The 24,937-nt window shown below is 55.6% G+C and carries 24 protein-coding genes and 1 pseudogene; 18 read left to right on the plus strand and 7 right to left on the minus strand.

What is annotated here, in order from left to right:
- Window positions 1–212: 212 nt before the first annotated feature.
- A complete protein-coding gene (locus BOW53_RS13870) occupies window positions 213–371 on the minus strand; it encodes a DUF3330 domain-containing protein (protein WP_135607025.1) in 159 nt (52 codons plus the stop codon).
- A 240-nt stretch (window positions 372–611) separates the two neighbouring features.
- Between BOW53_RS13870 and BOW53_RS05935 the strand changes: the two genes are divergently transcribed.
- Window positions 612–815, plus strand: coding sequence for a heavy-metal-associated domain-containing protein (locus tag BOW53_RS05935; protein WP_078486716.1), 204 nt, complete (start codon window positions 612–614; stop codon window positions 813–815).
- Window positions 816–889: 74 nt separating this feature from the next.
- On the opposite strand, the gene BOW53_RS05940 is transcribed toward BOW53_RS05935, so the two are convergent.
- Complete coding sequence (locus tag BOW53_RS05940) at window positions 890–1,324, minus strand: host attachment protein (RefSeq protein WP_078486718.1); 435 nt, start codon at window positions 1,322–1,324, stop codon at window positions 890–892.
- A 461-nt stretch (window positions 1,325–1,785) separates the two neighbouring features.
- Between BOW53_RS05940 and BOW53_RS05945 the strand changes: the two genes are divergently transcribed.
- The 9 genes and pseudogenes from BOW53_RS05945 (at window position 1,786) to nudB (ending at window position 10,019) form a co-directional block, all read left to right on the plus strand.
- Window positions 1,786–2,382 carry an SCO family protein gene (locus tag BOW53_RS05945; protein ID WP_078486720.1) on the plus strand — a complete coding sequence of 199 codons (597 nt, stop codon included), beginning with the start codon at window positions 1,786–1,788 and terminating at the stop codon, window positions 2,380–2,382.
- A 118-nt stretch (window positions 2,383–2,500) separates the two neighbouring features.
- Window positions 2,501–2,860 carry an AMP-binding protein gene (locus BOW53_RS13510; RefSeq protein WP_281254028.1) on the plus strand — a complete coding sequence of 120 codons (360 nt, stop codon included), beginning with the start codon at window positions 2,501–2,503 and terminating at the stop codon, window positions 2,858–2,860.
- A gap of 47 nt (window positions 2,861–2,907) precedes the next feature.
- Window positions 2,908–4,946, plus strand: a pseudogene (locus BOW53_RS05950) (AMP-binding protein).
- 81 nt (window positions 4,947–5,027) lie between these two features.
- Window positions 5,028–6,236, plus strand: a complete 1,209-nt coding sequence (locus BOW53_RS05955; protein ID WP_078486722.1) for a YbfB/YjiJ family MFS transporter — start codon at window positions 5,028–5,030, stop codon at window positions 6,234–6,236.
- An 80-nt stretch (window positions 6,237–6,316) separates the two neighbouring features.
- Window positions 6,317–6,586: a hypothetical protein gene (locus BOW53_RS05960; protein WP_078486724.1), complete on the plus strand. Its 270-nt coding sequence runs from the start codon at window positions 6,317–6,319 to the stop codon at window positions 6,584–6,586.
- 171 nt (window positions 6,587–6,757) lie between these two features.
- Window positions 6,758–7,024 carry an FmdB family zinc ribbon protein gene (locus BOW53_RS05965; protein WP_078486726.1) on the plus strand — a complete coding sequence of 89 codons (267 nt, stop codon included), beginning with the start codon at window positions 6,758–6,760 and terminating at the stop codon, window positions 7,022–7,024.
- Window positions 7,025–7,044: 20 nt separating this feature from the next.
- Complete coding sequence (locus BOW53_RS05970) at window positions 7,045–7,686, plus strand: DUF502 domain-containing protein (protein ID WP_078486727.1); 642 nt, start codon at window positions 7,045–7,047, stop codon at window positions 7,684–7,686.
- A 60-nt stretch (window positions 7,687–7,746) separates the two neighbouring features.
- The gene (gene aspS / locus BOW53_RS05975; protein WP_078486729.1) at window positions 7,747–9,540 is read left to right on the plus strand and encodes an aspartate--tRNA ligase; all 1,794 of its coding nucleotides are present in this window, start codon (window positions 7,747–7,749) and stop codon (window positions 9,538–9,540) included.
- Window positions 9,541–9,578: 38 nt separating this feature from the next.
- Window positions 9,579–10,019: a dihydroneopterin triphosphate diphosphatase gene (gene nudB, locus BOW53_RS05980; RefSeq protein ID WP_078486731.1), complete on the plus strand. Its 441-nt coding sequence runs from the start codon at window positions 9,579–9,581 to the stop codon at window positions 10,017–10,019.
- Window positions 10,020–10,214: 195 nt separating this feature from the next.
- Here the strand turns inward: nudB and BOW53_RS05985 are convergent, their stop codons facing one another.
- The 3 genes from BOW53_RS05985 to BOW53_RS05995 all read right to left on the minus strand — a co-directional run bounded on the left by BOW53_RS05985 (window position 10,215) and on the right by BOW53_RS05995 (window position 12,788).
- On the minus strand, window positions 10,215–11,624 hold the full coding sequence (locus BOW53_RS05985) for a PhoH family protein (protein WP_078486732.1): 1,410 nt from the start codon (window positions 11,622–11,624) through the stop codon (window positions 10,215–10,217).
- Window positions 11,625–11,738: 114 nt separating this feature from the next.
- Complete coding sequence (locus tag BOW53_RS05990; protein ID WP_078486734.1) at window positions 11,739–12,227, minus strand: peroxiredoxin; 489 nt, start codon at window positions 12,225–12,227, stop codon at window positions 11,739–11,741.
- 21 nt (window positions 12,228–12,248) lie between these two features.
- Window positions 12,249–12,788 carry a glycine cleavage system transcriptional repressor gene (locus BOW53_RS05995; RefSeq protein WP_078486736.1) on the minus strand — a complete coding sequence of 180 codons (540 nt, stop codon included), beginning with the start codon at window positions 12,786–12,788 and terminating at the stop codon, window positions 12,249–12,251.
- A gap of 241 nt (window positions 12,789–13,029) precedes the next feature.
- On the opposite strand from BOW53_RS05995, the gene dapA reads away from it, so the two are divergent.
- The 7 genes from dapA to BOW53_RS06030 all read left to right on the plus strand — a co-directional run bounded on the left by dapA (window position 13,030) and on the right by BOW53_RS06030 (window position 22,342).
- A complete protein-coding gene (gene dapA, locus BOW53_RS06000; RefSeq protein WP_078486738.1) occupies window positions 13,030–13,905 on the plus strand; it encodes a 4-hydroxy-tetrahydrodipicolinate synthase in 876 nt (291 codons plus the stop codon).
- Window positions 13,906–13,990: 85 nt separating this feature from the next.
- A complete protein-coding gene (bamC, locus tag BOW53_RS06005) occupies window positions 13,991–15,160 on the plus strand; it encodes an outer membrane protein assembly factor BamC (RefSeq protein ID WP_078486740.1) in 1,170 nt (389 codons plus the stop codon).
- A 35-nt stretch (window positions 15,161–15,195) separates the two neighbouring features.
- The gene (locus BOW53_RS06010) at window positions 15,196–15,957 is read left to right on the plus strand and encodes an MBL fold metallo-hydrolase (protein WP_078486742.1); all 762 of its coding nucleotides are present in this window, start codon (window positions 15,196–15,198) and stop codon (window positions 15,955–15,957) included.
- Window positions 15,958–16,017: 60 nt separating this feature from the next.
- Window positions 16,018–16,425: a hypothetical protein gene (locus BOW53_RS06015; RefSeq protein WP_078486744.1), complete on the plus strand. Its 408-nt coding sequence runs from the start codon at window positions 16,018–16,020 to the stop codon at window positions 16,423–16,425.
- A 122-nt stretch (window positions 16,426–16,547) separates the two neighbouring features.
- Window positions 16,548–18,146, plus strand: a complete 1,599-nt coding sequence (locus BOW53_RS06020) for a methyl-accepting chemotaxis protein (protein ID WP_172838793.1) — start codon at window positions 16,548–16,550, stop codon at window positions 18,144–18,146.
- A 105-nt stretch (window positions 18,147–18,251) separates the two neighbouring features.
- Window positions 18,252–22,142, plus strand: coding sequence for a phosphoribosylformylglycinamidine synthase (gene purL / locus BOW53_RS06025; protein WP_078486747.1), 3,891 nt, complete (start codon window positions 18,252–18,254; stop codon window positions 22,140–22,142).
- Between the two features lie 29 nt (window positions 22,143–22,171).
- Window positions 22,172–22,342 carry a DUF3012 domain-containing protein gene (locus BOW53_RS06030; protein ID WP_078486749.1) on the plus strand — a complete coding sequence of 57 codons (171 nt, stop codon included), beginning with the start codon at window positions 22,172–22,174 and terminating at the stop codon, window positions 22,340–22,342.
- Between the two features lie 143 nt (window positions 22,343–22,485).
- On the opposite strand, the gene BOW53_RS06035 is transcribed toward BOW53_RS06030, so the two are convergent.
- Entirely contained in the window at window positions 22,486–24,111 is a 1,626-nt protein-coding gene (locus BOW53_RS06035) for a methyl-accepting chemotaxis protein (protein ID WP_078486751.1), read from the minus strand.
- 39 nt (window positions 24,112–24,150) lie between these two features.
- The gene (locus tag BOW53_RS06040) at window positions 24,151–24,609 is read right to left on the minus strand and encodes a GGDEF domain-containing protein (protein ID WP_245832018.1); all 459 of its coding nucleotides are present in this window, start codon (window positions 24,607–24,609) and stop codon (window positions 24,151–24,153) included.
- A 3-nt stretch (window positions 24,610–24,612) separates the two neighbouring features.
- Here BOW53_RS06040 and BOW53_RS06045 point away from each other — a divergent pair, with 3 nt between their 5' ends.
- On the plus strand, window positions 24,613–24,834 hold the full coding sequence (locus BOW53_RS06045; RefSeq protein ID WP_135607026.1) for a hypothetical protein: 222 nt from the start codon (window positions 24,613–24,615) through the stop codon (window positions 24,832–24,834).
- The last annotated feature ends 103 nt before the right edge of the window (window positions 24,835–24,937 follow it).

A 24,937-nucleotide genomic window follows, 5' to 3' on the forward strand; every position in this document is an offset into this window, starting at 1 on the left:
GTAGCTCATAAGTGCTTCGTCTCTTGGTCGGGAGAAGCGCCGACTCTACCAGCTGGCCCTTCAACTACCAATTGCACTTATTATCCGAAACCGCCGCTGTTTATTTCCTGTAGCTGATGTAATAGATGTAAATCAATAGAGTACGATCTGGATTATTTTAGTACTGACGGCACAAGGTAACGTCAGTTTTTTCCTTTCTTTTCCTGTTTCAGCTACTTTCGGTAACACTCTGATCCGCAGAAGTAATAAAAGTAACTGTCGATCTCCTCACTCTTGGCGGTGGAAGATGGAATTTCCTTCAAGCAGACTTCGCATGAAACTCGTTCATCTTTTTGTGGTTTCCTGGTGTCAACCATGATGCACCTGTACATTCAACGATAATATTTCTAAGTATAGCGACTGATTATTAATTTAATTTGAAGAGTGCGAAGCTTACGAAAAGACCAATGTTTACAATGAGTAGGGTGTCTGGTTGGGGCGGTATTCGGAGTCTGTGTCGATAGGGCCGGACTATCGTATGGGGCATGCATACGGCAACAGGCAAGATATAATGTTTTATTGCCGGGTGAATGGTCTCGGGTACATTTGAAAGCGGCATCCTGGAGAGATAGATGCAGAAAACTTATAGAGTTGATGGTATGAGCTGCGGTGGTTGTTCCAGTTCAGTAGAGCAGGCGATCAAGGCTGCGGCTCCCGGAGCCGAAGTGAGTGTGGAATTGGATGGTGGTTTGGTTACCGTATCCAATGTGGATGATGATGCACTTGTTGAGCGGGCTGTGGAGGATGCCGGCTTTACTTTTGTCGGCCAGGTATAAAGAAGAGGCGCGGTACCGGGAATCCTGGAAGCCGCGCCTCTGTTTTATCAATATGAAACGATCAACCCCTACTTTCAGAGATACTCCGGCAGGCTTTTACGGATGTCGTTGAGGTTGTGACTCGACAGGTTCTTCGATACCTCCCCCGCGATAACGCGTTGAACTGAGCTGGTCTGCTGTTTTCTCAACATGCCGAGGAAACTCGGCGCCGCGATGACATAGAGCTTTTTAAAGTGCCTGTTTACGCGCCCGCATTCGATGGTCTCACAAACATGCGAAGCGAAACGGCTCGCCTCTTCCTGTTTGGCATCGTTGGTATGGCCCACATTGTGCGCTCTCATTCCAGAGCTACGGTCCCGTCCTGCGGTATCAGATACAAGGTCTCCTTCGTGTAGACGGGCTTCGGGGTGGGCTAGGGTTTGGATTTCAACCAGGGAACTGGCTGGTTTTTCTGCAGAGAAAATTCGGGCACGGCTAGTGTCGGCAACAACAACCCAGGCTGCACTCATAAGTATTACCTCCTTCTGGTTGGCTCTGGCGACTTGGCAGCGGTCCTTCTTTGGAATGCGCAAGGCCAGATTGAAAATCGGATAGGCTCCGCGAGTGGTTAGGAATCTGCAAGCAGGTTCTGTATCCGTTTATTTTAAGTATAGGGGAAAATCCGGCTCCATATTTCCCTGCATTTATTAGAAAGACAGGAGTCTTGATTATTTGTTAATGCATTGTAATTTAAGGGGAAATGTAATGTTTTTTCTGATCTCCGGCAGGCGCAGGCGTTAAATTCCCCTCTCTCATTATCGTTATTCCGGCTGCACTGTTCCAGGGGGTTCTTTATGCCAGCCACCACTTCGGTAACTGCCGGGAACGACATGTCGTCGCACAGAGGGGGGTTACAGCAGGGCGCGAGTCACATGGACGCCATTTACTTTACTATGCTCAAATTCGATACACGCATAATCCGGAGTACCTGATGTTTAGAAAAGCAGTATTTCTATTGGTGGGTTGTCTATTTCTTTTGCCGGTTCTCGCAGAAGAACAGGTACAGCAAAAAGACGCGGTTCCGGATATCAGTGATGCACCACCCGGTGGTGATTTTACGCTCCGTTCAAGCAGAGGCCCATTCAATCTGAAAGATCTTCGCAGCAAGGTTGTACTGCTCTATTTCGGTTACACGAAATGCCCCGATGTCTGTCCCACATCTCTTGCTTTTACGGCCCAGGTTTTGAATGAACTCGATGATGAGGAGCTGAAAAAGGTCCGGGCGGTATTCGTCAGTGTGGATCCCAAGCGAGATACAGTCGAAACGTTGGATGAGTACGTGGGCTATTTCCACCCCAACTTCATCGGCGTAACCGGCAGTGATGAAGAAGTGGCTGTGGCGGCAAAGCTTTACGGGGCCAAGTACAACGAAGTTGCCTTGAAGGACTCTGCTTTCGGTTATTCAGTGAGCCATTCGGCCGTGACTTATCTGATTACACCGGAAGGTGAGTTGCGCTTTATCTTTCCTCATGCGACCCACCCGGCTATTATTCTGGAGGCGGTACGTTACGTTCTTACGGGAAATTAAAACTATTGTGCAAAACATACAGGGAAGTGGAAGGATTGTACTGGACAGTGGACTGAAATTTTATCTTACATGATTAACGGCCAGGGAAGTATGGTCATATATTACATAGTCAAAAGAGATGCTTTTAGACCAACATCAGAACACCGCCCTGATTCGGGGTGATCAATCAGTCAGCTACAGTGAACTGCTGGCATGGGTGGATGGTTATGCCCGACATTTTCCGGACAGTCACTGTGACAAGGTTGTGGTGTTTTCGGAAAACCGCCTGGAGTGGGTTTACGCATACTATGCAGGTCTGAAGCACGGCTGCACCATGGTGCCGGTGGACTTCATGAGTTCGGCGGAGGATGTGGCCTATATCCTGGGTGACTGTCGTCCGGATCTTATATTTTGCTCCAAGGATAGATGGAGCAGGCTATCAGCATGGCTGAAATCCAGACTCATTTGTTGGTGCTCGACCAATTGGTGGAGAAGGTGACTCCCGGCAACCCCACACCGCTGCCGCTGCCCTCACGGGATGAGATAATGCTGTTGATCTACACCTTCGACACTACGGGCAGCCCCAAGGGTGTGATGCTCTCCTGTGACAACCTGTTGGCCAACGTGGAGTCCGTGTCGGAGCAGGTGCCTATCTACACGCCGGATCAGCGGGTACTGGCACTACTGCCCCTCTATCACATATTCCCGCTGCTCGGTTCCATGATGGCGCCACTTTATACCGGCGGTACCTCTGTTTTTTCTCCCTCCATGGCTTCGGAGGATATGTTGCGCACCCTGAGTGATCATCGCATCACCATCATGATCGGGGTGCCAAGGCTGTACAACCTGATCCATAAATCGATCATGGACAAGATCAACGCTGCTGCGCTGCCTCGACTGCTGTTCAGGCTGGCTGCACGGTTGCGTTCCACCGGCTTTTCGCGACGCCTGTTTGGCAAGGTGCATGATCGTTTCGGCGGTCACATTCAGTACCTGGTCAGCGGAGGCGCCAAGCTGGATGAAACCGTGTGGCGGGACTTCACTACCCTCGGCTTCGAAGTACTCGAGGGCTTTGGTATGACCGAAGCGGCCCCCATGATCACTTTCACCCGGCCGGGTGAAGCACGCATCGGTTCGCCGGGCAGACCGATGTCCTGCAATGAGGTGAGGATAGTCGACGGCGAAATCATTGCCCGTGGCCGAAACATAATGCAGGGTTACTACAACCGCCCGGAGGAGACTGCGGAGGTCCTTCGGGATGGCTGGCTGCACACCGGCGATCTTGGCTATCTGGATGATGAGGGCTACCTGCATATCACGGGGCGCAAGAAAGAGATCATCGTGCTGCCCAGTGGGAAGAACATCAATCCGGTTGAGATCGAGGACAAGCTGAATGCCATGAGCGACCTCATTGCAGAAGTGGCGGTCTGTCTACACCAGGACAGTCTGCAAGCTGTGGTCGTTCCCGATTTCGCCCTGGGGCGCAGAGAGGGTATCACCGACCTTGGCCAGTACCTTAAGCAGCAGGTGTTGGAGCCTTATAACCAGAAGGTCACCCCCTATAAGAAGGTCATGCAGTTGCACATCCTGGGAGAGGAGTTGCCCAAGACCCGGCTGGGTAAGCTCAAGCGCTTTCTGCTTGCGGGGTTGATCGCCGGCGATAGTGGCCGAAAAGTCCAGGCTCCGGAACCCGATTACCCTGAATACCACTCCATTCGCGACTTTCTGCAGCAACAGAAACAGCGTGAGATCTATGCGCAAGATCACCTGGAACTGGATCTTGCACTGGACTCACTGGATTTTGTCGGCCTACAGGCATTTCTGGAAGAGACCTTTGGTCTCGAGGTGAGTGAGCAGACCTTCTTCGACCATCCCACGGTGGGACGGATCGCGGAGTTTATCCGGGAAAAGAAGACCAAGCTCTCCACGTCGGTGCTGGAGTGGGCTGACATCCTGAAGCAGCGTAGTGATATCCATCTGCCCGAGAGTTGGTTTGCACACAATCCGCTGCGCCATTTGTTGGCTTTGTTTGCACGGGGGTATTTTCGACTCAGGGCTAGGGGCCGGGAGAACCTTCCGGACGGTGCCTGCATCCTAGCCCCCAATCACCAGAGTTTTCTCGACGGTTTGTTCGTCGCTGCTTTTCTCGACAATCCAACCATGAAGCGGAGCTACTTCTTCGCCAAGCAGAAACATGTCAACAAACCATGGCTTCGCTTCTGGCAAAGCGCAACAATGTCATTGTGCTCGATCTGGAGCGGGACCTGAAACACGTCCTGCAGAACCTTTCCGAGGTATTACGCCGGGGCTGTAACGTGATCATCTTCCCCGAAGGGACCCGCAGCAAGGACGGGGCCGTGGCACCGTTTCGAAAAACCTATGCCATCCTCAGCAGGGAGCTGGGTGTCCCGATCGTACCGGTTGCTATAAAGGGCGCCTGGCATGCCATGCCTAGTGGGAAATGGATGCCAAAGCCCTTTGCGCCAATAGAGGTCGAGTACCTGGGGCCGGTTGATATCGGCGAACTCAGCTACGATGAGCTCAACCAGGTGGTGATGGAGAGGGTGGTCGAGGCTGTCGGCTGAGTTCCGGTCTATCCCGCCAATAAAAATGACGCGGTGCAGAAATTCTGTATACACTGGCTTTTTCTCTGCATCGAATGATCCATGCGGCACAGCATCGAATCTTTGCGTGTTCTGGGCGCTGGAATATTCAGCCTGATCCTGACACTTGGCATCGCCCGCTTCGCTTATACGCCGTTGCTGCCCGTTATGCAGGGTCAGACTTGGCTGGATGATGCCGGGGGTGGCTGGTTGGCCACTTTCAACTACATGGGCTACATGACGGGAGCCCTGATCGCCGCCTCGGTCAGTGACCTGGTTCTGAAGGACAGGCTCTACCGGGGAGGTCTCGTCATTGCGGTACTCTCCACTGCCCTTATGGCCTTTACCGAGGACCAGGTTCTGTGGTCCATACTGCGCTTTATTGCAGGTCTCTCCAGTGCTGCAGGGTTGCTGATTGGTTCAGGCCTGATTCTCAACTGGCTCATTCGTCACCAGTATCGTAATGAACTTGGGATCCATTTCAGTGGCCTCGGCCTGGGAATCGTTCTGACCGCAGTTGCGGTCGAGTGGATGATCTCCCGTTTCGACTGGTCAGAGCAGTGGCTGGCATTTGCGCTGATCGGGGTGGTGTTGATGGTGCCCGCCTGGAGATGGCTGCCACGGCCGGATACCTCGCCTATCGTACACAATGGGAAACAGGTACATGATACGCCGCCGGATCGAAACTGGATGCTGCTGCTCTTTGCCAGTTATTTCTGCGCCGGGGTTGGATACGTGGTCAGTGCCACGTTTGTCGTCACCCTGGTGGAGGCCAGGCCGTCGCTGCAGGGGTATGGCTGGCTCGCCTGGCTGGTGGTCGGGCTTGCTGCCGCACCCGCCTGCTTTTTCTGGGACCTGGTGGCACGGAGGATCGGTGATCTGAAGGCCCTTCTTATCGCCTATGGCTTCCAGATCGTCGGTATTCTGCTCCCGGCCCTGGATGACCGCCTGCCCATGGTATTGCTCAGCGCACTGCTTTACGGTGGCACATTCATCGGTATCGTCAGCCTGATGCTGACCATGGTCGGTCGCTTTTTTCCCTCCAAGCCTGCAAAGCCGATGGGAAAGCTGACCCTGAGTTATGGTGTTGCCCAGATTGTGGCGCCGGCAATCTCCGGTGTGATGGCGCAACAGACCGGCAGTTATGATGGTTCTCTCTACATGGCCTCTGCCGTAATGGTCCTGGGCATGCTGTTGATGTTGATGTTGATGTTGATGTTGATGCAGATGGAGCATCCAACGGATAAACACCGAAGGGAGATGGCTGGTTGAGCGAATTGGTGATGCTTCTGGCGGAAACCCAATCACTGGCATATATTTAAGGTGGTAGCTGGTCAACCGGAGGGATCAAGGTGAAACCGACAGTTGAAGAGATGGAAACCGCTTTGGATGCCGCAAGGCGCATGCGAGCCGCGGATGTGGATCCGCACCATATCGCTCATTGCCTGATCTACCTGCAGGACCGCAGTGTACTGATGGAGGATTTGTTGACCAGGATCGAGCGTTATCTCCACTTCGGCCTGCCGGAGGAGGAACACATCAGGATTCAGTGGCTGGTGGATAAAATCCGGGAGATGGAAAAACGCGAAGGGGGGGTGGACGAGTTGGATTATGGTTTGTGATCGAATTTGCCTTTGTTGTTAACCATTAGAATAATAACTAAAACTTATTATTCCTTTCTGTTTTATGGTTCTGCCTGGTTCATGACAGGCGACACCATTTCAAGTTGTGATAAAATCCTCGCAATTTTTATCGCTTCCAGGCGTGGGAGTGGAAAAACAGAGGATTATCAAATGCCTATCTACGAATACCGCTGCGATTCCTGCGGCCATGAGCTGGAGAAGATGCAGAAAATGGCCGATGCACCCCTGACCGACTGCCCCGAGTGTGGCAAGGCCGAACTGAAGAAACTGATCTCGGCGGCCGGTTTTCGCCTCAAGGGCGGTGGCTGGTACGAGACCGACTTCAAGAGCGGTGGCGGCAAAAAGAACCTGCACGAGAGCGGCAGCAAGGCTGCGGCACCTGCCTGTACCACCGGCGGCTGCAACGCCTGTAAATAACCTGGCCACCTTGAAATTCCATGTCATTCCTGAAGCGCTACCTGATTGCCGGCCTGCTGGTCTGGGTGCCACTGGGAGTGACCCTGCTGGTGGTCCGTATGCTGGTCCGCTGGCTCGATGGCACGCTGCTGTTGCTGCCGGAGGCGTACCAGCCAGAAGCCCTGTTGGGCTTCACCATTCCGGGGCTGGGTGTTGCTCTCTCCATTCTCATTGTGTTCATAACAGGTGTGCTGGTCGCCAACCTGTTCGGACGCTCCCTCATTTCCCTCTGGGAGCGCCTGCTGGCACGCATTCCCCTGGTACGCTCCGTCTACTCCGGCGCCAAACAGCTGGCAGAGACCATGTTCAGCGATGCCGGCCAGTCGTTCCGCAAGGTGCTGCTGGTGGAGTTTCCACGCAAGGGACTCTGGACCCTGGCCTTTCTGACCGGTACTGATCACGGAGAAGCCCAGGAAAAGACGGGGAGGGATGTGATCAATGTCTACGTGCCCACCACCCCCAATCCCACCGGTGGTTATTTCGTGATGGTACCCCGGGAGGATGTCGTAGAGCTGGAAATGAGCGTCGATGAGGGGCTGAAAATGCTCATGTCCATGGGCGCAGTGGTCCCAGATGCCAAAAAAGAGGCCTTGGAGCTTGCGAAGAGCGAGCCCAAACCTTAACATTTCCGCCTTTTCACGGCCTTTTGTCGGCCACTGTTTTGTCTGTAACGGAAAATTTCCATGCGTACCCATTATTGCGGAGAACTGAACGCCTCTCATATCGACCAGGAGGTCGTGCTGTGTGGCTGGGCTCACCGTCGCCGTGACCACGGTGGCGTGATCTTTATCGACCTTAGAGACCGGGAAGGCCTGGTGCAGGTGGTATACGATCCGGATCTGCCCGAAGTCTTCAATATCGCTGAGCAGGTACGCAATGAGTTCGTGTTGCAGGTTAAAGGCCGTGTGCGTGCCCGTCCCGAGGGTACGGTTAACCCCGATCTGCCAACCGGCGAAATCGAGGTCCTGGGCCTGGAGCTGGAGGTGCTGAATCGTGCCGACACGCCGCCCTTCCAGCTCGATGGGCACGAGCGCGTTTCTGAAGAGGTCCGCCTGCGCTACCGCTATGTCGACCTGCGCCGCCCGGAGATGCTGAACAAGATGATGATGCGCTCTGCGGTGACCCGCGCCCTGCGCTCCTACCTGGACAGCCACGGTTTCCTGGATATCGAAACGCCAATGCTGACCAAGGCGACCCCTGAGGGCGCCCGTGACTACCTGGTGCCGTCGCGTACTCACCCTGGCCACTTCTACGCACTGCCCCAGTCGCCACAGCTGTTCAAGCAGCTCCTGATGATGTCCGGCATGGATCGCTATTACCAGATCGTACGCTGCTTCCGTGACGAAGACCTGCGTGCGGATCGCCAGCCCGAGTTCACCCAGTTGGATATCGAGACCTCTTTTATGAATGAAGAGGATCTGATGAACATGATGGAGGAGATGATCCGCCAGCTGTTCAAGGATGTGCTGGGCCAGTATCTGCCCAGTCCTTTCCCGCACATGAGCTACCAGGAGTCGATGCTGAGGTTCGGTTCTGACCGCCCGGATCTACGTTGCCCCCTTGAGCTGGTGGACGTGGCGGATCTCATGGCCGACGTGGAGTTCAAGGTCTTCTCCGGTCCCGCCAAAGACCACAAGGGCCGTGTTGCCGCTCTGCGCCTGCCCCAGGGTTGCGAACTGAGCCGCAAGGAGATCGACGACTTCACCAAGTTCGTCGGCATCTACGGTGCCAAGGGCTTGGCTTACATCAAGGTCAACGACCTCTCCAAGGGCGTTGAGGGTCTGCAATCCCCGATTCTCAAGTTCCTGCCTGACGATGTGGTGATGGCGATCATGGATCGTACCGCCGCAGAAGACGGGGATATCGTTTTCTTCGGTGCCGGCAAGGCCAGCGTGGTCAACGAGGCCCTGGGTGCGCTGCGCGTCAAGCTGGGCGAAGACCGTGGCCTGATGGAAGAGGGATGGCGTCCTGTCTGGATCGTCGATTTCCCCATGTTCGGGTGGGATACCAAGACCGATCGTTGGAACTCCCTGCACCACCCCTTCACCTCCCCCAAGGAGGCGCATCTGGATATTCTCGAGAGCGATCCCGAGAACTGCCACTCCCGGGCCTACGACATGGTGCTCAACGGTACCGAAGTGGGTGGTGGTTCCGTGCGTATTCATCGCCGCGAGGTGCAGGAGCGGGTCTTCACCCTGCTGGGTATCGGCGAAGAAGAGGCCCGAGAGAAATTCGGCTTCCTGCTGGATGCGCTCAAGTTCGGCTGTCCACCCCATGCCGGTCTCGCCATCGGCCTCGATCGCCTGGTGATGCTGATGGCCGGTGCAGACTCGATCCGTGAAGTGATGGCCTTCCCGAAAACCCAGACAGCGGCCTGCATGCTTACCAATGCACCCTCTGACGCCAACCCGGCGCAGCTGCGCGAACTCTCCCTTCGTGTGCGTCTGCCCCAGGCCGAGGAGAAGAAAGCAGGCTGATAGCTCTCTTTCGGTTCTTAAGATCGGACCGTGATTGAATGAGAGAGATATACAAACGCCCTGAATCGGTACTGGTGGTTGTCTACCCCATGAGGGGTGAGGTGCTGATGTTCAGACGCACCCGGCCCAAACACTGGTGGCAGTCGGTAACCGGCAGCCTGGAGTGGGGGGAGTCGCCGGGCAGGGCCGCAGAGCGGGAGCTGTTCGAAGAGACCGGGCTGCATGGGGCGGGGCACCTGGTGGATTGCCATCACTGTGAACGATTTCCCATCATTCATTCCTGGCGAAAGCGCTATGCGCCGGGTGCGCACTACAACCGGGAACACTGGTTCAAGTTGCAGTTGCCAGGGCGGAGAATAATCAAACTGAATGCCGATGAGCACAGCGAACTGCCTTGGCTGCCTATTCCCCAGGCTGCCCGGCTGGCCACCTCCTGGACCAACCGGGACGCCATGCTTTCTCTGATTACTGCCGGGTGAAGAATAGATTGTCCCAGTAGGAGCGAACTTGTTCGCGATAGGCCTGAAGAAAATTTTCTACACTGATTGCGAACGAGTTCGCTCCTACTGGCAGTGATCAAGTACCGCCCGAACACCTCTACCTATGGGAGTCCCTCCCACAGTTAATCCGCCCAAGTTCATAGATAAAACTGACTGTAGGCGGAGATCTTATTGCTACAGCGTATCTGAAGCGAAATCCGCAAGCCGGGAGCGTTCACCACGCAACAGGGTGATATGGCCGCTGTGCTCCCATCCCTTGAAGCGATCCACGGCATAAGTGAGGCCGGATGTGGTTTCAGTGAGATAAGGCGTGTCGATCTGGGCCACGTTGCCCAGGCAGACGATCTTGGTGCCGGGTCCCGCACGGGTGATCAGGGTCTTCATCTGTTTCGGTGTCAGGTTCTGTGCCTCATCCAGAATGATGTATTTGTTGAGGAAGGTGCGCCCGCGCATGAAGTTCAGCGAATGAATGCGGATGCGGGAGCGCAGCAGGTCATCAGTGGCAGCCCGGCCCCATTCGCCGCCTTCGGTCTGGGTCAGTACCTCCAGGTTGTCCATCAGCGCGCCCATCCAGGGGGTCATCTTCTCCTCTTCGGTGCCAGGCAGGAAGCCGATGTCTTCTCCGACCGGAACCGTTACCCGGGTCATGATGATCTCGCGATAGATGTTCTGGTCCAGGGTCTGGGCCAGTCCAGCTGCCAGGGCGAGGAGTGTCTTACCCGTGCCGGCGGTGCCCAGCAGGCTGACAAAGTCGGTTTCGGGATCCATCAGCATGTTGAGGGCGAAGTTCTGCTCGCGGTTGCGTGCGGTGATACCCCAGACAGAGTGTCTTTCATGGCGGTAGTCGTTGACCAGCTCGATAATGGCATCGTTATCGTCGCGGTGCTGCACCATCGCCTCGAAGCCGTTGTCCCCCTCCATGTACAGGCATTGATTGGGGTACCAGCTTTCCGTGCCCGGGCCGCTGACCCGGTAGAATGTGCGACCCTCCTCCTGCCAGGAGTCGATGTCCTTGCTGTGTTCTTCCCAGAAGTCGGGCTCCAACTCCTCCTCGCCGCTGTAGAGCAGGGTGACATCGTCCAGCACCTGGTCGTTGTGATAGTCCTCAACCCGGATACCGAGAACGGCGGCCTTGATCCTGAGATTGATATCCTTGGAAACCACGGTGACATCATTTTCCGGGTACTCTTCCTGGAGTGCGATGGCGGTGCCCAGAATATTGTTGTCCGGGATATTTCCCGGCAGCGTTTCCGGCAGCACCTTGGGCAGATGTTTTGTCTGGAAGAAGAGTCTGCCGTGTTCTGCTACTTCAGAAGGGGCACCGTTCATGGGGCCTGGCAGCGGTAGGCCTGCATCGATCTCTTCGTTAGTGGCATCGCGCATAAGGTCGTCCAGAAAACGGGAGACCTGTCGAACATTGCGTGCCACTTCGGACATACCCTTCTTTCCGCGGTCCAGCTCTTCCAACGCCACCATGGGGAGGAAAATATTGTGTTCCTGGAAGCGGAAAATGGAGGTTGGGTCGTGCATCAGGACGTTGGTGTCGAGGACGTAGAGGCGGGGGCGTGCTTCGGTTTCTGTCATAACGGTGCATTACCTTCTCAATAATGGGCACACGGCAGTGCCCGGTCCGGGCAGGTTTTGACCGGACTTTCTGAATTCTCTTGGGCGGCAAATCATTACAGGGCTTAACTCGCGCTAACCGGCACTTGATGCCTTTTTCAGGGCCTTTACGGCGTCGAGGACTTCGTCGGCGTGACCTTTGAATTTGACCTTGCGCCACTCCTGGCGCAACACGCCTTGGCTATCGATCAGGAAGGTGCTTCGTTCAATGCCTCTCACCTCCTTGCCATACATGTTTTTCATCTTGATGACATCGAACAGATCGCAGAGCGCCTCATCCGGATCAGAGACCAGTTCGAAGGGAAACTCCTGCTTGCACTTGAAATTATCCTGGGCTTTGAGGCTGTCCCTCGAGGCCCCGAGAATGATGGTAGACTGGCGGCGAAACTTGACAATGGCTGCACTGAAGTCACGTCCCTCCTGGGTGCAGCCCGGGGTGCTGGCCTTGGGATAGAAGTAGAGGACCAGGGTCTTGCCGCGATAGTCAGACAGTTTGACTGACTTTTCGCCAGTCAGTTTCAGGTCCAGATCCGGAACTTTCTTGCCAATGGCAACCTTGGGCATACGAATCTCTCTCCTTCGTTTTTATCCTTTGATCGGTTCTAGTACGGCATCCAGGTTGAGGGAGTCACAGAACTCCAGGAACTCCTTCCGCAGGGTGCTGATATGAATGTCCGCCGGAATTCCCACGGTCATGTGTACCGAAAACATCGGGGTGCCGGTGTGTGCTGCGGCATAATTGCTGGTGGCCATGTCCTCGATGTTGATGTGATGTTGCGAGAAGAAACTGGCCAGGTGGTGGACAATGCCGGGGTGATCCAGGGAAACCACCTCCACGCCGTAGGGCAGCAGGTCGGCCGCTGCACTGCGCTCTTCGGTGCGCTTGGCAATGATGGTCAGACCCAGTTCCTGTTCCAGTCCAGGTATGGCGTCTTCCAGCTTGCTCAAGGTGTTCCACTGGCCCTCAACCATGAGCAGAATCGCAAACTCTCCCCCCAGCACGGTCATGCGGCTGTCGGTGATGTTGCACTCATTGTCGAAGATGGCCTTTGACAGGTTGTCGATGATGCCGGGCCGGTCATTGCCCAGGGCGGATATGACCAGGTAGTTTTTGTTAGTGGGCATATGTCTTCAGTACTCCACGCAATGGTCTATGTCTTGAGTGTAACGCTCAAATGCATTGGTTGTCTCCCCTTGGTTTCAACTGTTTTAGGAAGGTTGTATGAGCGTTTGCAACCCGGGCCTGTATAAAGGGCCATGCTGCATAAAATGAAAAATAATCGGCCGTATCTGCCTGCATGCCTTGTCAGGCTCTCCGGTAGCGATTTAAAATGCGAAATTCGGTTCGAATTTCTGGAGTTTACACATGTTTCGAGGCAGCATGGTGGCATTGGTCACTCCCATGAGGGAGAATGGCAGTGTCGATGAAGAGAGTCTGCGTGCACTGGTGGGCTGGCATATCGATCAAGGCACAGACGCTATCGTCGCCGTGGGAACAACCGGTGAGTCTGCAACCCTTGGCGAGGAAGAACACTGCAAGGTGATTCGGCAGGTTGTCGAGTTCACTGCGGGCAGGATCCCCGTGATTGCAGGTACTGGTGCCAACTCCACGACCGAGGCCATACGCCTGACCCAGTGTGCGAAGAATGCTGGGGCAGATGCCTGCCTGCTTGTGACCCCTTACTACAACAAGCCGACCCAGGAGGGGCTTTACCTCCATTACAAGGCGGTAGCCGAGGCGGTTGATATACCCCAGATTCTCTACAATGTGCCCGGTCGCACCGCTTGCGATATGCTGCCAGAGACAGTTGGCAGACTGACGAAGGTTCCCAACATAGTCGGTATCAAGGAGGCAACCGGGGACCTGGAGCGTGTCGGCGCAATCAGGGAGCTGTGCGGCGAGGATTTCGAACTTTACAGCGGGGATGACGCAACAGGACGCGAATTCGTGCTGCTTGGTGGCGATGGGGTGATTTCGGTGACTGCAAACGTCGCCCCCCGGGTGATGCATGATATGATCACTGCTTCTATGGATGGCAACAGTGAGCGTGCGGCTCAGCTTGACGAGAAACTGGCCGCGCTGCATCATGATCTTTTTCTCGAGGCGAATCCAATTCCTGTTAAGTGGGTGCTTGCAGAGATGGGCAGGATCCCCGTGGGTATTCGCTTGCCGCTGACCTGGTTTGCCCAGGAGTACCACGAGAAAATGCGCCAAGCTATGGCCCAGGCTGAATTACTATAAAACTTTTCTGGATATTCCGGTCAAACAGGGAAATGCGCACTCCCCGGAGATGGGCCGGGTCCATGATTTACAGGCTAGATGTGTAATGTTGATTAATGCCCCCAAATTGTTTGTCGCTTGCCTTGTGGCTGCGGGTCTTGTCGGTTGTGATTCCCTTCCGAGAGTGGAAGATGTTCTGCCTGACAAGAAGGTCGAGTATAAAAAAGCGAAGCAGGCTGAAAAGAACCTGGAAATTCCGCCGGATCTTACTCGTAGCACCATTAATGACGAACTGGTGATACCCGATGCGCCACGGGGCGGTTCATCCACCCTGTCCGGCTTCATGGAAAGGGAGCGTGTTCAAGGGCGTTCCGCCAGGCAGCCCAATGTGCTGCCCAGCATAAACAACATGGAAGTGAAGCGTGACGGAGACCAGCGTTGGCTGGTGATCAAGGCGGATCCCGACGATGTCTGGTTCAAGACCATTGGCTTCTGGCAGGACAATGGCATCCTTTTGGCGGAACAGGACCCAACCGTCGGCATTATGTTGACCGACTGGCTGGAAAATAGCGCCGACATCAAGAACGATTTCATCACTGACGCTATTCGCAGTGTATTCGAGGGTATCTACTCGGCTTCCACCCGTGACCAGTTTCGGGTGAGAATCGAGCCTGGCGTAAAAGCCGGTACCACCGAGCTTTATCTGACCCATCGTGGCATGCAGGAGACCATCATGCAGGGTCGTGGGGATACTGCAGAGCGCACCGTATGGAATCCCCGGGAGACTGACCACGGTCTCGAGGCGGAGATGCTCAGGCGCCTGATGGTCTACATGGGTGTCGCTGATCAGCAGGCGAGCCGTTCCCTGGCACGCAAGGGTACTTTCAAGCCCAGGTCTCAGCTCAGCCGCAGCAGCAATGCTGTGTCGTTGCAGATCGACGAAGGCTTTTCCCGTGCTTGGCGTCTGACTGGCGTGGCGCTCGACAGGGTGGGTTTTGCCGTTGAAGATCGCGATCGCAGCAAGGGCATCTACTATGTTCGCTACAACGATCCGTTGAAGGACGTGGAAGAGCCCGGGTTGCTGGACAGGCTGGCATTTTGGAGAGACAGCGACAAGGACATCGACAAGGACATCGACAAGGAGAGCCAGTACCAGGTGAGCCTCAATGGAGAGGGTGCCATGACCCGGGTCGTGGTGCTGGATAAAGAGGGCACCCATGACAACTCCGAAACCGCCATGCGTATCCTGACACTGCTGAATGAGCAGATTAAATAACCCCGACGGGCCTGGCACCGCTTGGAGGTGTTGAGGTGCGCTTCGCCTCTCTGGGTAGCGGGAGCCGGGGCAACGCCACACTGATCGAATCGGCCAGCTGTCGCCTGCTGCTCGATTGTGGCTTCGCTGCACGGGAAGTGGAAGGGCGGCTGGAGCAGCTCGGCGTAGCGCCCGATACCCTGGACGCCATACTGGTCACCCATGAACACCAGGATCATATCCGGGGCGTTGGTGCAATGGCTCGCCGCTATAGCCTTCCTGTATGGTTGACCTATGGCACTCACCGCAAGGAGCGTTGTGGCGCGCTGCCTGAATTCAATCTGTTTCACAGCCACCAGGGCGAGTTTCTTCTGGGTGATATTCTCGTTCGTCCTTTTGCCGTTCCACACGATGCCAGTGAACCTGTTCAGTATTTGTTCAAAGCTGAAGGCAGACAGTTGGGTGTGCTCACCGATACAGGGATGGTGACGCCCCACATAGTGGATGTCTTGCAGGCATCCGACTCGCTGCTGCTCGAGTGCAATCACGATACAGAGATGCTGAGGCAGGGGCCCTATCCCTTCTCTTTGCAGCAACGTGTTGGTGGCAACTACGGTCACATGAGTAATGGACAGGCAGCGGCCCTGTTGAAACAGCTAGACCATGGGCGCTTGCGGAACCTGGTGGCGGCACATCTGAGTGAGAAGAACAACCGTCCTGAACTGGCTAGGGAGGCACTGCTTGAAGCTGTACCGGATATGGAAGACCGGTTGTCTCTTACATCTCAAGACCGTGTCAGTGGGTGGTTCGAGGTGTAGCTGCATCATGACGGTGGATTGAGATAGATCCTCCTGTATGTAATTACCTGTGGTGCCTGAATGTCATTCAAAACGACACTTTCCCCAAGTCAGTCCCGGTCTATTCCTGGTGAACGCTGGTTGAATGTGCTCTTTCGTACCATGCACCTGGTGGGTATGGCCGGCCTGGGAGCTGGTTTTCTCTATGCGGCAGCCGATGAGCTATGGCGGATTTATCTGCACATCACCTTGGTCAGTTGTGTGGGTTTGGTCCTGTTGTCGATCTGTTCCAACGGCATCTGGTTGATACAGCTCAGGGGGCAGGCGATCCTGTTCAAACTTGTTCTGCTAATACTGGTATTGTGGCTGCCCGATTGGAAAGCCCACCTATTTATCCTGGTTGTCGTCATTTCCGGCTGGATTTCCCACGCTCCAGCCAGCGTCCGCTATTATTCCCTGTATCACCGGAGAAGAATCGAGAAGCTCTGAAGTCAAAGAGTAACGGGATTTTAAAGTATATGGATATGCAGCCGATGAAATAGATGGGCCAGAACCATCGCTATCTCGTCGACTGATCGCCTCCCTGGGGGAAAATGGCCGGGCGCCTCTCTTTGAGTTTGAAGTTTTACCTGCTGCTGTTTGTCCTCATACTGCTTGGCTTTGTCTACCTGACCCTGACCCCGATGAGTGCGGACTTCAAGGAATACCGGTCACACGTTGAGAAGCGCGAAATTCTGCTCATGGGATTGCGCAAGAACTTCGGCTATGGCGGTGCCATCCACAATTTCAAGAATTTAGTCCTGCGGGGTGAGGAGAAATATTTCGCAAGGTTGAAGAAGAACCAGGAGATCTCCCGCACTTTATTTGCCGAATACCGGGAACTGGCCGGCCTCTCTCAGGAAGAGATGGAGGCACTTGGTCACATTGAGAAGGTGTTCGAGTCCTATTTCGATATGGTTCCTGTCGCCCAGGAGATGCATGCCAGCGGCAAGACGCCACGGATGATCGACAAGGTGGTCAAGATCGACGACACGCCGGCAATCCGGGGCTTTGAAGTATTGGAACAGCACTATAGAAAACTCACCATGCAGGAGGCAGACGAACTGGACCAGGAGATCGGCAGTGCCGTGCAGTGGATGATTATGATCACCGCCATCGGTGGTCTGTTGATAATTGTTCTGATCCAGCTTACCCGGTTGTCAGTGATTCGGCCTGTTGAATCGGCAGTCGATGCGATGCAGGAGATTGCCCAGGGCGATGGTGACTTAACTCGCCGGTGGGATACCAATGCAGACCTGGAGATTGCGCGATTTTCAGAGGCATTCAACCTCTTTGTCTCAAAGGTTGAGGGGCTGGTCTCAGAGGTCATTCGGTCCGTAAATGCCATGGATGCGGCTGCCAAGAAACTGGTGGAACTGGCCGAATCCACGGACAGCGGTGCCAGCCATCAGCAGGCCGAGATCGAACACGCTGCCAAGGCGGTGAGCGATTTGGCTACCACGGCGCGACAGCTGGCAGTAAGTGCTGGCGAGACTGCCGGCTCAACGAGGGAGGCAGACCACCAGGCGACCGAGGGGGTTGATGTGGTACAAAACTCCATTACCTCGGTACAGGCATTGGCCCAGGAGATCAATGACGGGGCCGAGGTTACCCGTGAACTGCATTCAGAGAGTCAGAATATCGGTACCGTTCTGGATGTGATCAGGAGTATTGCCGAGCAGACCAACCTGCTGGCCCTCAATGCCGCCATCGAAGCGGCGCGTGCAGGTGAGCAGGGCAGGGGGTTCGCCGTGGTGGCGGACGAGGTGCGTTCCCTGGCTCAGCGGACCCAGGAATCAACCGAGGAGATCCAGGACATGGTGATCCGCCTGCAGGACAGGGCCAGCGCAGCTGTTGCCACAATGGAGCAGGGTTGCATGCAGGCGGGCGAAGGTGCCGAGCTTGCCGCAGGGGCAGGCCGTTCACTCCATTCGATCACCAGTACCGTTACCGTCAGTGATATCAGCCTGAAGAGCAGCGAAATTGCCGATGCCGCCATCAACCAGAGCGAGGTTTGCGAAGCCGTTAACCGGAATATCTCCGAGGTGGCAGATGAGGCCCGGAGAACTTCCGAGACCGCCCGTGAGACCAGCCAGATCAGCAGTGAGATCGTGGAGATAGCCCGGGAGCTTCACGAGCTGCTTTCCCAGTTTCATATCAGGAATACCTGACACCCTGCCAATCGATCGTATATGCAGGCTTTTCAGGGCGGCATTTCCACGCCGCTTGGAGTATCATTACGCCTCTGTTTTTACGCTTATCAAACAAGGTAAACGATGCTCAGTCTCCGTGGTGCACCCGCCCTTTCAGATTTTCGTCTTCAGAAGCTACAGCGGCGCCTGTCCGAGTCCCTCGGTCGGTCGATCGGTGTCTATGCAGAATACATGCATTTTGCCGAGCTGGAGCAGTCTCTTACTGCAGATGAGTCTGCTGTACTCGACCGGGTACTGAGATACGGTCCCCGCTTGCAGGAGCATGAACCGGAAGGGGCGTTGTTGCTGGTGGTGTCCCGTCCCGGGACCATCTCCCCCTGGTCAACCAAGGCTACGGACATTGCGCATAACTGCGGTCTCTCCACAATCGAACGCCTCGAGCGGGGCATCGCCTACTACCTGACCTCTGAAAGCGGTTCCCTGAGCGGTGACGAACTCGCCGCTGCCCAGCAGGTGCTTCACGATCGCATGACCGAAGTGGTGTTTAGCGATATCGAGGAGGCGGCCTGTCTCTTTAGTCATGACCAACTGAAATCCTTTACCTCGGTGGACGTGGTTGGCGGTGGAAAGCCGGCCCTCGAACAGGCCAATTCGGAACTCGGCCTGGCCCTCTCCGATGACGAGATCGATTACCTTGTAGAGAGCTTTCAGGGGCTTGGACGCAATCCTACTGACGTTGAACTGATGATGTTCGCCCAGGCCAACTCGGAGCATTGCCGCCACAAGATCTTCAGTGCCGACTGGATCATTGACGGTGAGTCCCAGGAGCGCTCCCTGTTCAAGATGATCCGCAACACCACGGAGAAATCACCGGAGAATGTGCTCTCTGCCTACAAGGACAATGCTGCCGTTATGAGTGGCCATGAGGGTGAGCGATTCATGCCCGGTCCCGGGGATCACGCCTACGGCTACAGCCGGGAGAATATCCATATTCTGATGAAGGTGGAGACCCACAACCATCCCACGGCCATCTCTCCCGATCCCGGTGCAGCCACCGGTTCGGGTGGTGAAATCCGCGACGAGGGGGCAACAGGTACAGGTTCAAAGCCCAAGGCGGGCCTCACCGGCTTTTCGGTCTCCAACCTGCGGATCCCCGGTGCCGAGCAGCCCTGGGAGAAGGATTTCGGTAAACCGGCACGCATCGTCTCCGCCCTGGACATCATACTGGAGGGCCCCATCGGCGGCGCCTCCTTCAACAACGAGTTCGGTCGCCCCAACCTGTGCGGTTATTTCCGTACCTACGAACAGCAGGTTCCCGGTCCTGATGGCGAGGAACTGCGCGGCTATCATAAACCGATCATGCTGGCCGGCGGCCTGGGCAATATCCGCGAAGAGCATATCGAGAAGAACGAGTTCCCCGCCGGCTCCCCCCTGGTGGTGCTGGGTGGTCCCGCGATGCTCATTGGCCTGGGTGGTGGTGCGGCTTCTTCCATGGCAAGCGGTACTTCGGCAGAGGATCTCGACTTTGCCTCGGTTCAACGCTCCAACCCCGAGATGGAGCGCCGTTGTCAGGAGGTCATCGACCGCTGTTGGGCGCGGGGTAACGATAACCCGATCCTGTTCATCCACGATGTGGGCGCTGGTGGCCTCTCCAATGCACTGCCTGAACTGGTTCACGACGCAGGCAAGGGCGGGCGCTTCGAGCTGCGCAAGGTACCCAATGACGAGCCGGGGATGTCCCCCATGGAGATCTGGTGCAACGAGTCACAAGAGCGCTATGTCATGGCCGTCGATGCAGAGAAGCTGGAAACCTTCCAGAAGATCTGTGAGCGCGAACGGTGCCCCTATGCCATTGTTGGTGAGGCCACTGACGAAGAGCACCTGATTCTGGGTGATGCCCATTTCGAGAACAATCCCATCGATATGCCGATGCCGCTTCTGTTCGGCAAGCCGCCGCGTATGCTGCGGGATGTGAAGCACCGTCCTTTTCACAAGCCGGAGCTGGACTTCGCAGGCGTCGACCTGAATGACGCCGCCCTGCGGGTGCTGCGACTGCCCACCGTAGCCAACAAGACTTTCCTGATCAGCATCGGCGATCGCTCCATCACCGGCCAGGTGGCCCGGGACCAGATGGTTGGGCCCTGGCAGGTGCCGGTGTCGGATCTTGCGGTGACCCTTTCCGATTATGTCGGGTATTACGGTGAGGCCATGGCCATGGGTGAACGTACCCCCCTGGCCCTGATCGACGCCCCCGCATCCGGCCGTATGGCAGTGGGTGAAACCATTACCAACCTGGCCGCCGCTGCCATCGACAAGATGGGCGACATCAAGCTATCGGCGAACTGGATGGCCGCCGCCGGGTACACCGGGGAGGATGCCAAGCTCTACGAGACCGTAAAAGCGGTGGGCATGGAATTATGCCCCGAGCTGGATATCTCCATTCCCGTGGGCAAGGACTCCATGTCCATGAAGACCGTCTGGCAACAGGACGGAGAGGACCGGGTGATGAGCTCACCGCTCTCACTGATCATCTCCGGCTTCGCGCCGGTGAGCGATGTGCGCCGTACCCTGACACCACAGCTTCGCACCGATATGGGTGATACCGATCTGATTCTGATAGACCTGGGTAAAGGGGCTAACCGCCTGGGTGCTTCTGCACTGGCCCAGGTCTACGAACAGGTAGGGCATCGTGGACCCAACCTGGACGATCCGGCGATGCTGAAGCGCTTCTTCGACAACATCCAGGAACTCAATCGCGAGGGCAAACTGCTGGCCTACCATGACCGTTCGGACGGCGGCCTGTTCGCTACCTTGAGCGAGATGGCCTTTGCCGGACGCTGCGGACTCAATGTCCAACTGGATGATCTGGGGGATGATGACCTGGCAGTACTGTTCAGCGAGGAACTTGGCGCCGTGATCCAAGTGCGTCACAGCGACACTGACGAGGTACTGAAGCAACTCCATGATGATGGATTGGGTCACCACAGTCATGTCATTGGTGAGTTTAATGGTGATGACCGGGTCATCGTAACCCGTGGTCATTCAGAACTGCTCAATATGAGCCGCGTGGCACTGCAACAGGCCTGGTCCGAGACCACCCGCGAAATGCAGGCCCTGCGCGACAATCCCGAGTGCGCTGCCGAGGAGTTCGATCGCATCGCCGATACGGCGGACCTCGGCATGCAGGTTCAACTCAGTTTCGACCCTGCCGAGGATGTGGCTGCACCCATGATCAGTACCGGGGCAAGACCGGCCATGGCAATCCTGCGTGAACAGGGAGTCAACGGTCAGATCGAGATGGCAAACGCATTCCATCGCTCCGGCTTCGAGAGTGTGGATGTTCACATGTCCGATATTATTGAAGGACGTGTGGAAATGGATCGATTCAAGGGGTTGGTGGCCTGTGGCGGCTTCTCTTACGGTGACGTTCTGGGCGCCGGTGAAGGCTGGGCCAAATCCATTCTCTTCAACTCCAGGGTCAGGGATCAGTTTGAGCAGTTCTTCAACCTCCAGGACACCTTCGCTCTGGGTATCTGCAACGGCTGCCAGATGCTCTCCAATCTGCATGAGTTGATTCCCGGTGCCGAGCATTGGCCCCACTTCGTGCGCAACCGCTCCGAGCAGTTCGAGGCACGTTTCGTATCCGTTGAGATCCAATCATCTCCCTCGATACTGCTCCATGGCATGGAGGGATCCAGGTTGCCAATCGCAGTAGCCCATGGCGAGGGCAGGGCAGAGTTTCGGGACGCCGGGCACCTGGAGAGTGCACGCAAGCTGGTATCCCTGCGCTACCTGGAAAACGACGGCCAGGTGGCCAGCCGCTATCCCGCCAATCCGAACGGGTCCCCCGAGGGCATCACAGGGCTGACCAGCGAGGATGGCCGGGTGACTATCATGATGCCTCACCCAGAGCGTGTGGTCAGGAGCGTGCAGAACTCCTGGTATCCTGGTGACTGGGGCTCCGATGGCCCCTGGTTGCGTCTCTTCCGTAACGGCCGCCGTTGGGTTGGCTGACAGCTTTATACAACTAAAGGGGAACGATAATGAAAAGAATGGTTTTAGCCGCTGTACTGGCAGGAATGGCGCTTATGGTATCCGGTTGTGCATCCGAGGTTGGTTCTGAAAAGTGGTGTCAGCAGATGAAAGACAAACCCAAGGGCGAGTGGACTTCCAACGAGGCCGCGGATTTCGCCAAACACTGCGTTTTTCGTTGAGGCCCGGATGATTGAACGCGCAGCGTGATTGCGTGCTGTACAAAGCATGTGGGTGTGCCCGCTGCAGAATTTTGATCACGCTTGTCTGAACCGAACAGCCCCGCCTAGGCGGGGCTGTTCGGTGTGGAATTATAGCGCGCTTGTCAGGTTCTGAACTGACCGATCGTTTCCCGCAACCGTTCGGTGATGTCGTTGAGCTGGCTGTTCTCTTCACTGATCTTGTGGGCTCCATCAGCAGAGCGTTCGGCTACATCACTGATGTTCATTACATTGCGGCTGATCTCCTCTGCCACCATGGACTGCTCCTCGGAAGCAGTGGCGATGTGATCATTTACCTCGTTGATATGAGCCACTGAACGGGTGATGTTGCTGAGGGCAGAGCCTGCAGCCGATGCCTGGTCTGCGGAACTCTCGGCACGCTGCCGGCTTTCTGTCATTACATTCACCGCACTCTGGGAACCCGCCTGGAGGCGTTCGATCATATCCTTGATCTCCTGGGTGGCGTCCTGGGTTCTGCCGGCAAGAGCCCTGACCTCGTCGGCGACTACTGAAAACCCCCGGCCAGCCTCCCCGGCACGGGCTGCCTCGATGGCAGCATTGAGCGCCAGCAGATTGGTCTGCTCAGAGATGCCCTGGATCACATCCACGATGGCGCCGATGCTGTCGCTCTCCTGCTGCAACTGTTCGATGGTCGCCGAGGCATCACCAATTTTTCTTGCTAGCAGATCGATATCCTGAATCGTTTGCTCGACGATGGATTGACCGTTGATGGCCTCCCGATCGGCTGTCGTAGCCGCATCGGCTGCCGCATGGGCATTGGCGGATATCTCCCTTACGGTTTCCGTCATCTGGTTGATGGCAGTGGCCACCTGTTCAATCTCCTGCTGCTGGGTGAGAACGCCCTGGTGGGTGGTGTTGATTACATCTGTGAGCTTGTTTGTGGTAGCCCCCAGGTTCTCGGATGCCGTGGAGACGCCTATCAGTTCGTTCCGCAGGGTTTGTCGGATCGCTTCAGCGGATTTACCGATTGCGCCAAGCTCGTCATTCTTGTCTGAATCGATGGGCTGGGAGAAGTTGCCATCGGCCATGGTCTTCATGCCCTCGACCAGCCGGAACGCCGGGCCGGTGATCTGCTGATGGATGAAATAGAGATAACCTGCCAGGGCAATCGCTGTGGCTACAAAAATAAAAACGATACTCAGAGAGATCGAGGAATAGGTTGAGTGAATCTCATTTTGGGTATGTTCGGACAAGTGGCTGAATATGGCGTCGGCCGTATCCTCGAGTAGTGTCGTGGGCGCACGGTCTATGCCTCTGACGATCTTGTCTCCTGCCTTCGGGTCATAGCCGTTTTGTTTATAGGCCTCGAGACCGGACCTGTATGCCTGACTCATTTTCCGGTGTTCAACCAGAAACCGTTCGAGTTTCTGGGCAAGATCTTTTTTGTCCAGCTTGCCAAGAAGCGCTTTCCCCTCGTCCTGGATTTTGGCTTCCAGGTTGAGAAATCTGTTCCAGTATTTATCCAAATCTTCGGGTTTATGGCCACGTAGCAGGATATTTTTCCACTCCTGTACCTGCTTTTTGAAGTCCACGGTAAGCTGCCACATGGCGCTTTCGTGGGTTGCCTCGTTATGCATGAGGTGTTCGAACTGCTTCAGTGTGGCCTGGGTAGTCCAGAATCCCGAGAATGCCGTGCCTATAACAAGCAGAGTGCCAACTGTCGCGATGGCAAGTAATTTGTTTCGTATGCTATTCCTGAGCCAACGCATTACTACTCCCCTGGTTAGATGATTCTTGTTGGTTATTATCTACTCGTTTGCCTGCCAGAGCACAACCTGGTTGCGTCCGTTTGCCTTCGCAGTCAGCAAGGCATGGTCTGCCTCACTTATAGCGTCGTCGGGGCCTTTTTCTTTAGTCATCTCGGTAGCCCCGAACGAGGCGGTGATTCGGAACCTCGGGTCCTCGCCAATCCCCATATCAGTTTCGGCAATGGTTTGACGTAGTCGCTCCATCAGGACGCGTGCTTTTTCGAGGGGAGTGCCGGGCAGGCAGAGCACAAACTCTTCGCCGCCGAAGCGGAAAATACCATCATATTTTCTCAACTGATCCCGGCAGATCTCGGTGACTCGTTTGAGTACATCATCACCTGCCAGGTGGCCGAATCGGTCATTGACCTTTTTGAAATGGTCCAGGTCGATCATGCAGATGACACAACGTGAACCGGAGCGAACCACCCGCTCGTACTCCTGGTTGAGACGGTAGGTCATGGATTGCCTGTTCCAGATCCCGGTCAGGTGATCTACAGAGCAGATCTGGTTGACGATGGTGAATTGCAGCTTACGCAGCTTGATTTTGAAAGAGAGAGAGGTTTAGGTGAAGTCGCTGAAATCCTGCTTGCTGATTTCATTTCCCAGTCGCTGTGTTTCAATGAGATAGCTGGCCTGTCGATGCAGTTCTTTATGCAGTTTTTCGATTTTTCCAGGGAGGGGTAGTCCCCTAGTGGGCCATGCGGTTAATTCGGCAACGCATTCTTTGCCCTATTCACCGAGGCAATAATTTTCTCAGCACTCTTGGTTCACTGGAATGGCTTGGCAC

The sequence above is a fragment of the Solemya velesiana gill symbiont genome, assembly GCF_002020805.1.
Classification (GTDB): Bacteria; Pseudomonadota; Gammaproteobacteria; order Chromatiales; family Chromatiaceae; genus Sedimenticola_A.

Bases quoted from the DNA above. Each gene is read 5' to 3' on its own strand.
- BOW53_RS05990 (WP_078486734.1), bottom strand. From the start codon at position 12,227: ATGCCCAAGGTTGCCATTGGCAAGAAAGTTCCGGATCTGGACCTGAAA.
- BOW53_RS06035 (WP_078486751.1), bottom strand. From the start codon at position 24,111: ATGCGTTGGCTCAGGAATAGCATACGAAACAAATTACTTGCCATCGCG.
- BOW53_RS05940 (WP_078486718.1), bottom strand. From the start codon at position 1,324: ATGAGTGCAGCCTGGGTTGTTGTTGCCGACACTAGCCGTGCCCGAATT.
- bamC (WP_078486740.1), top strand. From the start codon at position 13,991: ATGTTGATTAATGCCCCCAAATTGTTTGTCGCTTGCCTTGTGGCTGCG.
- BOW53_RS05945 (WP_078486720.1), top strand. From the start codon at position 1,786: ATGTTTAGAAAAGCAGTATTTCTATTGGTGGGTTGTCTATTTCTTTTG.
- BOW53_RS06040 (WP_245832018.1), bottom strand. From the start codon at position 24,609: ATGACCTACCGTCTCAACCAGGAGTACGAGCGGGTGGTTCGCTCCGGT.
- BOW53_RS06015 (WP_078486744.1), top strand. From the start codon at position 16,018: ATGTCATTCAAAACGACACTTTCCCCAAGTCAGTCCCGGTCTATTCCT.
- BOW53_RS05995 (WP_078486736.1), bottom strand. From the start codon at position 12,788: ATGCCCACTAACAAAAACTACCTGGTCATATCCGCCCTGGGCAATGAC.
- BOW53_RS13870 (WP_135607025.1), bottom strand. From the start codon at position 371: ATGTACAGGTGCATCATGGTTGACACCAGGAAACCACAAAAAGATGAA.
- BOW53_RS13510 (WP_281254028.1), top strand. From the start codon at position 2,501: ATGCTTTTAGACCAACATCAGAACACCGCCCTGATTCGGGGTGATCAA.
- BOW53_RS05965 (WP_078486726.1), top strand. From the start codon at position 6,758: ATGCCTATCTACGAATACCGCTGCGATTCCTGCGGCCATGAGCTGGAG.
- nudB (WP_078486731.1), top strand. From the start codon at position 9,579: ATGAGAGAGATATACAAACGCCCTGAATCGGTACTGGTGGTTGTCTAC.
- aspS (WP_078486729.1), top strand. From the start codon at position 7,747: ATGCGTACCCATTATTGCGGAGAACTGAACGCCTCTCATATCGACCAG.
- BOW53_RS05935 (WP_078486716.1), top strand. From the start codon at position 612: ATGCAGAAAACTTATAGAGTTGATGGTATGAGCTGCGGTGGTTGTTCC.
- purL (WP_078486747.1), top strand. From the start codon at position 18,252: ATGCTCAGTCTCCGTGGTGCACCCGCCCTTTCAGATTTTCGTCTTCAG.
- dapA (WP_078486738.1), top strand. From the start codon at position 13,030: ATGTTTCGAGGCAGCATGGTGGCATTGGTCACTCCCATGAGGGAGAAT.
- BOW53_RS06030 (WP_078486749.1), top strand. From the start codon at position 22,172: ATGAAAAGAATGGTTTTAGCCGCTGTACTGGCAGGAATGGCGCTTATG.
- BOW53_RS05970 (WP_078486727.1), top strand. From the start codon at position 7,045: ATGTCATTCCTGAAGCGCTACCTGATTGCCGGCCTGCTGGTCTGGGTG.
- BOW53_RS05955 (WP_078486722.1), top strand. From the start codon at position 5,028: ATGCGGCACAGCATCGAATCTTTGCGTGTTCTGGGCGCTGGAATATTC.
- BOW53_RS05985 (WP_078486732.1), bottom strand. From the start codon at position 11,624: ATGACAGAAACCGAAGCACGCCCCCGCCTCTACGTCCTCGACACCAAC.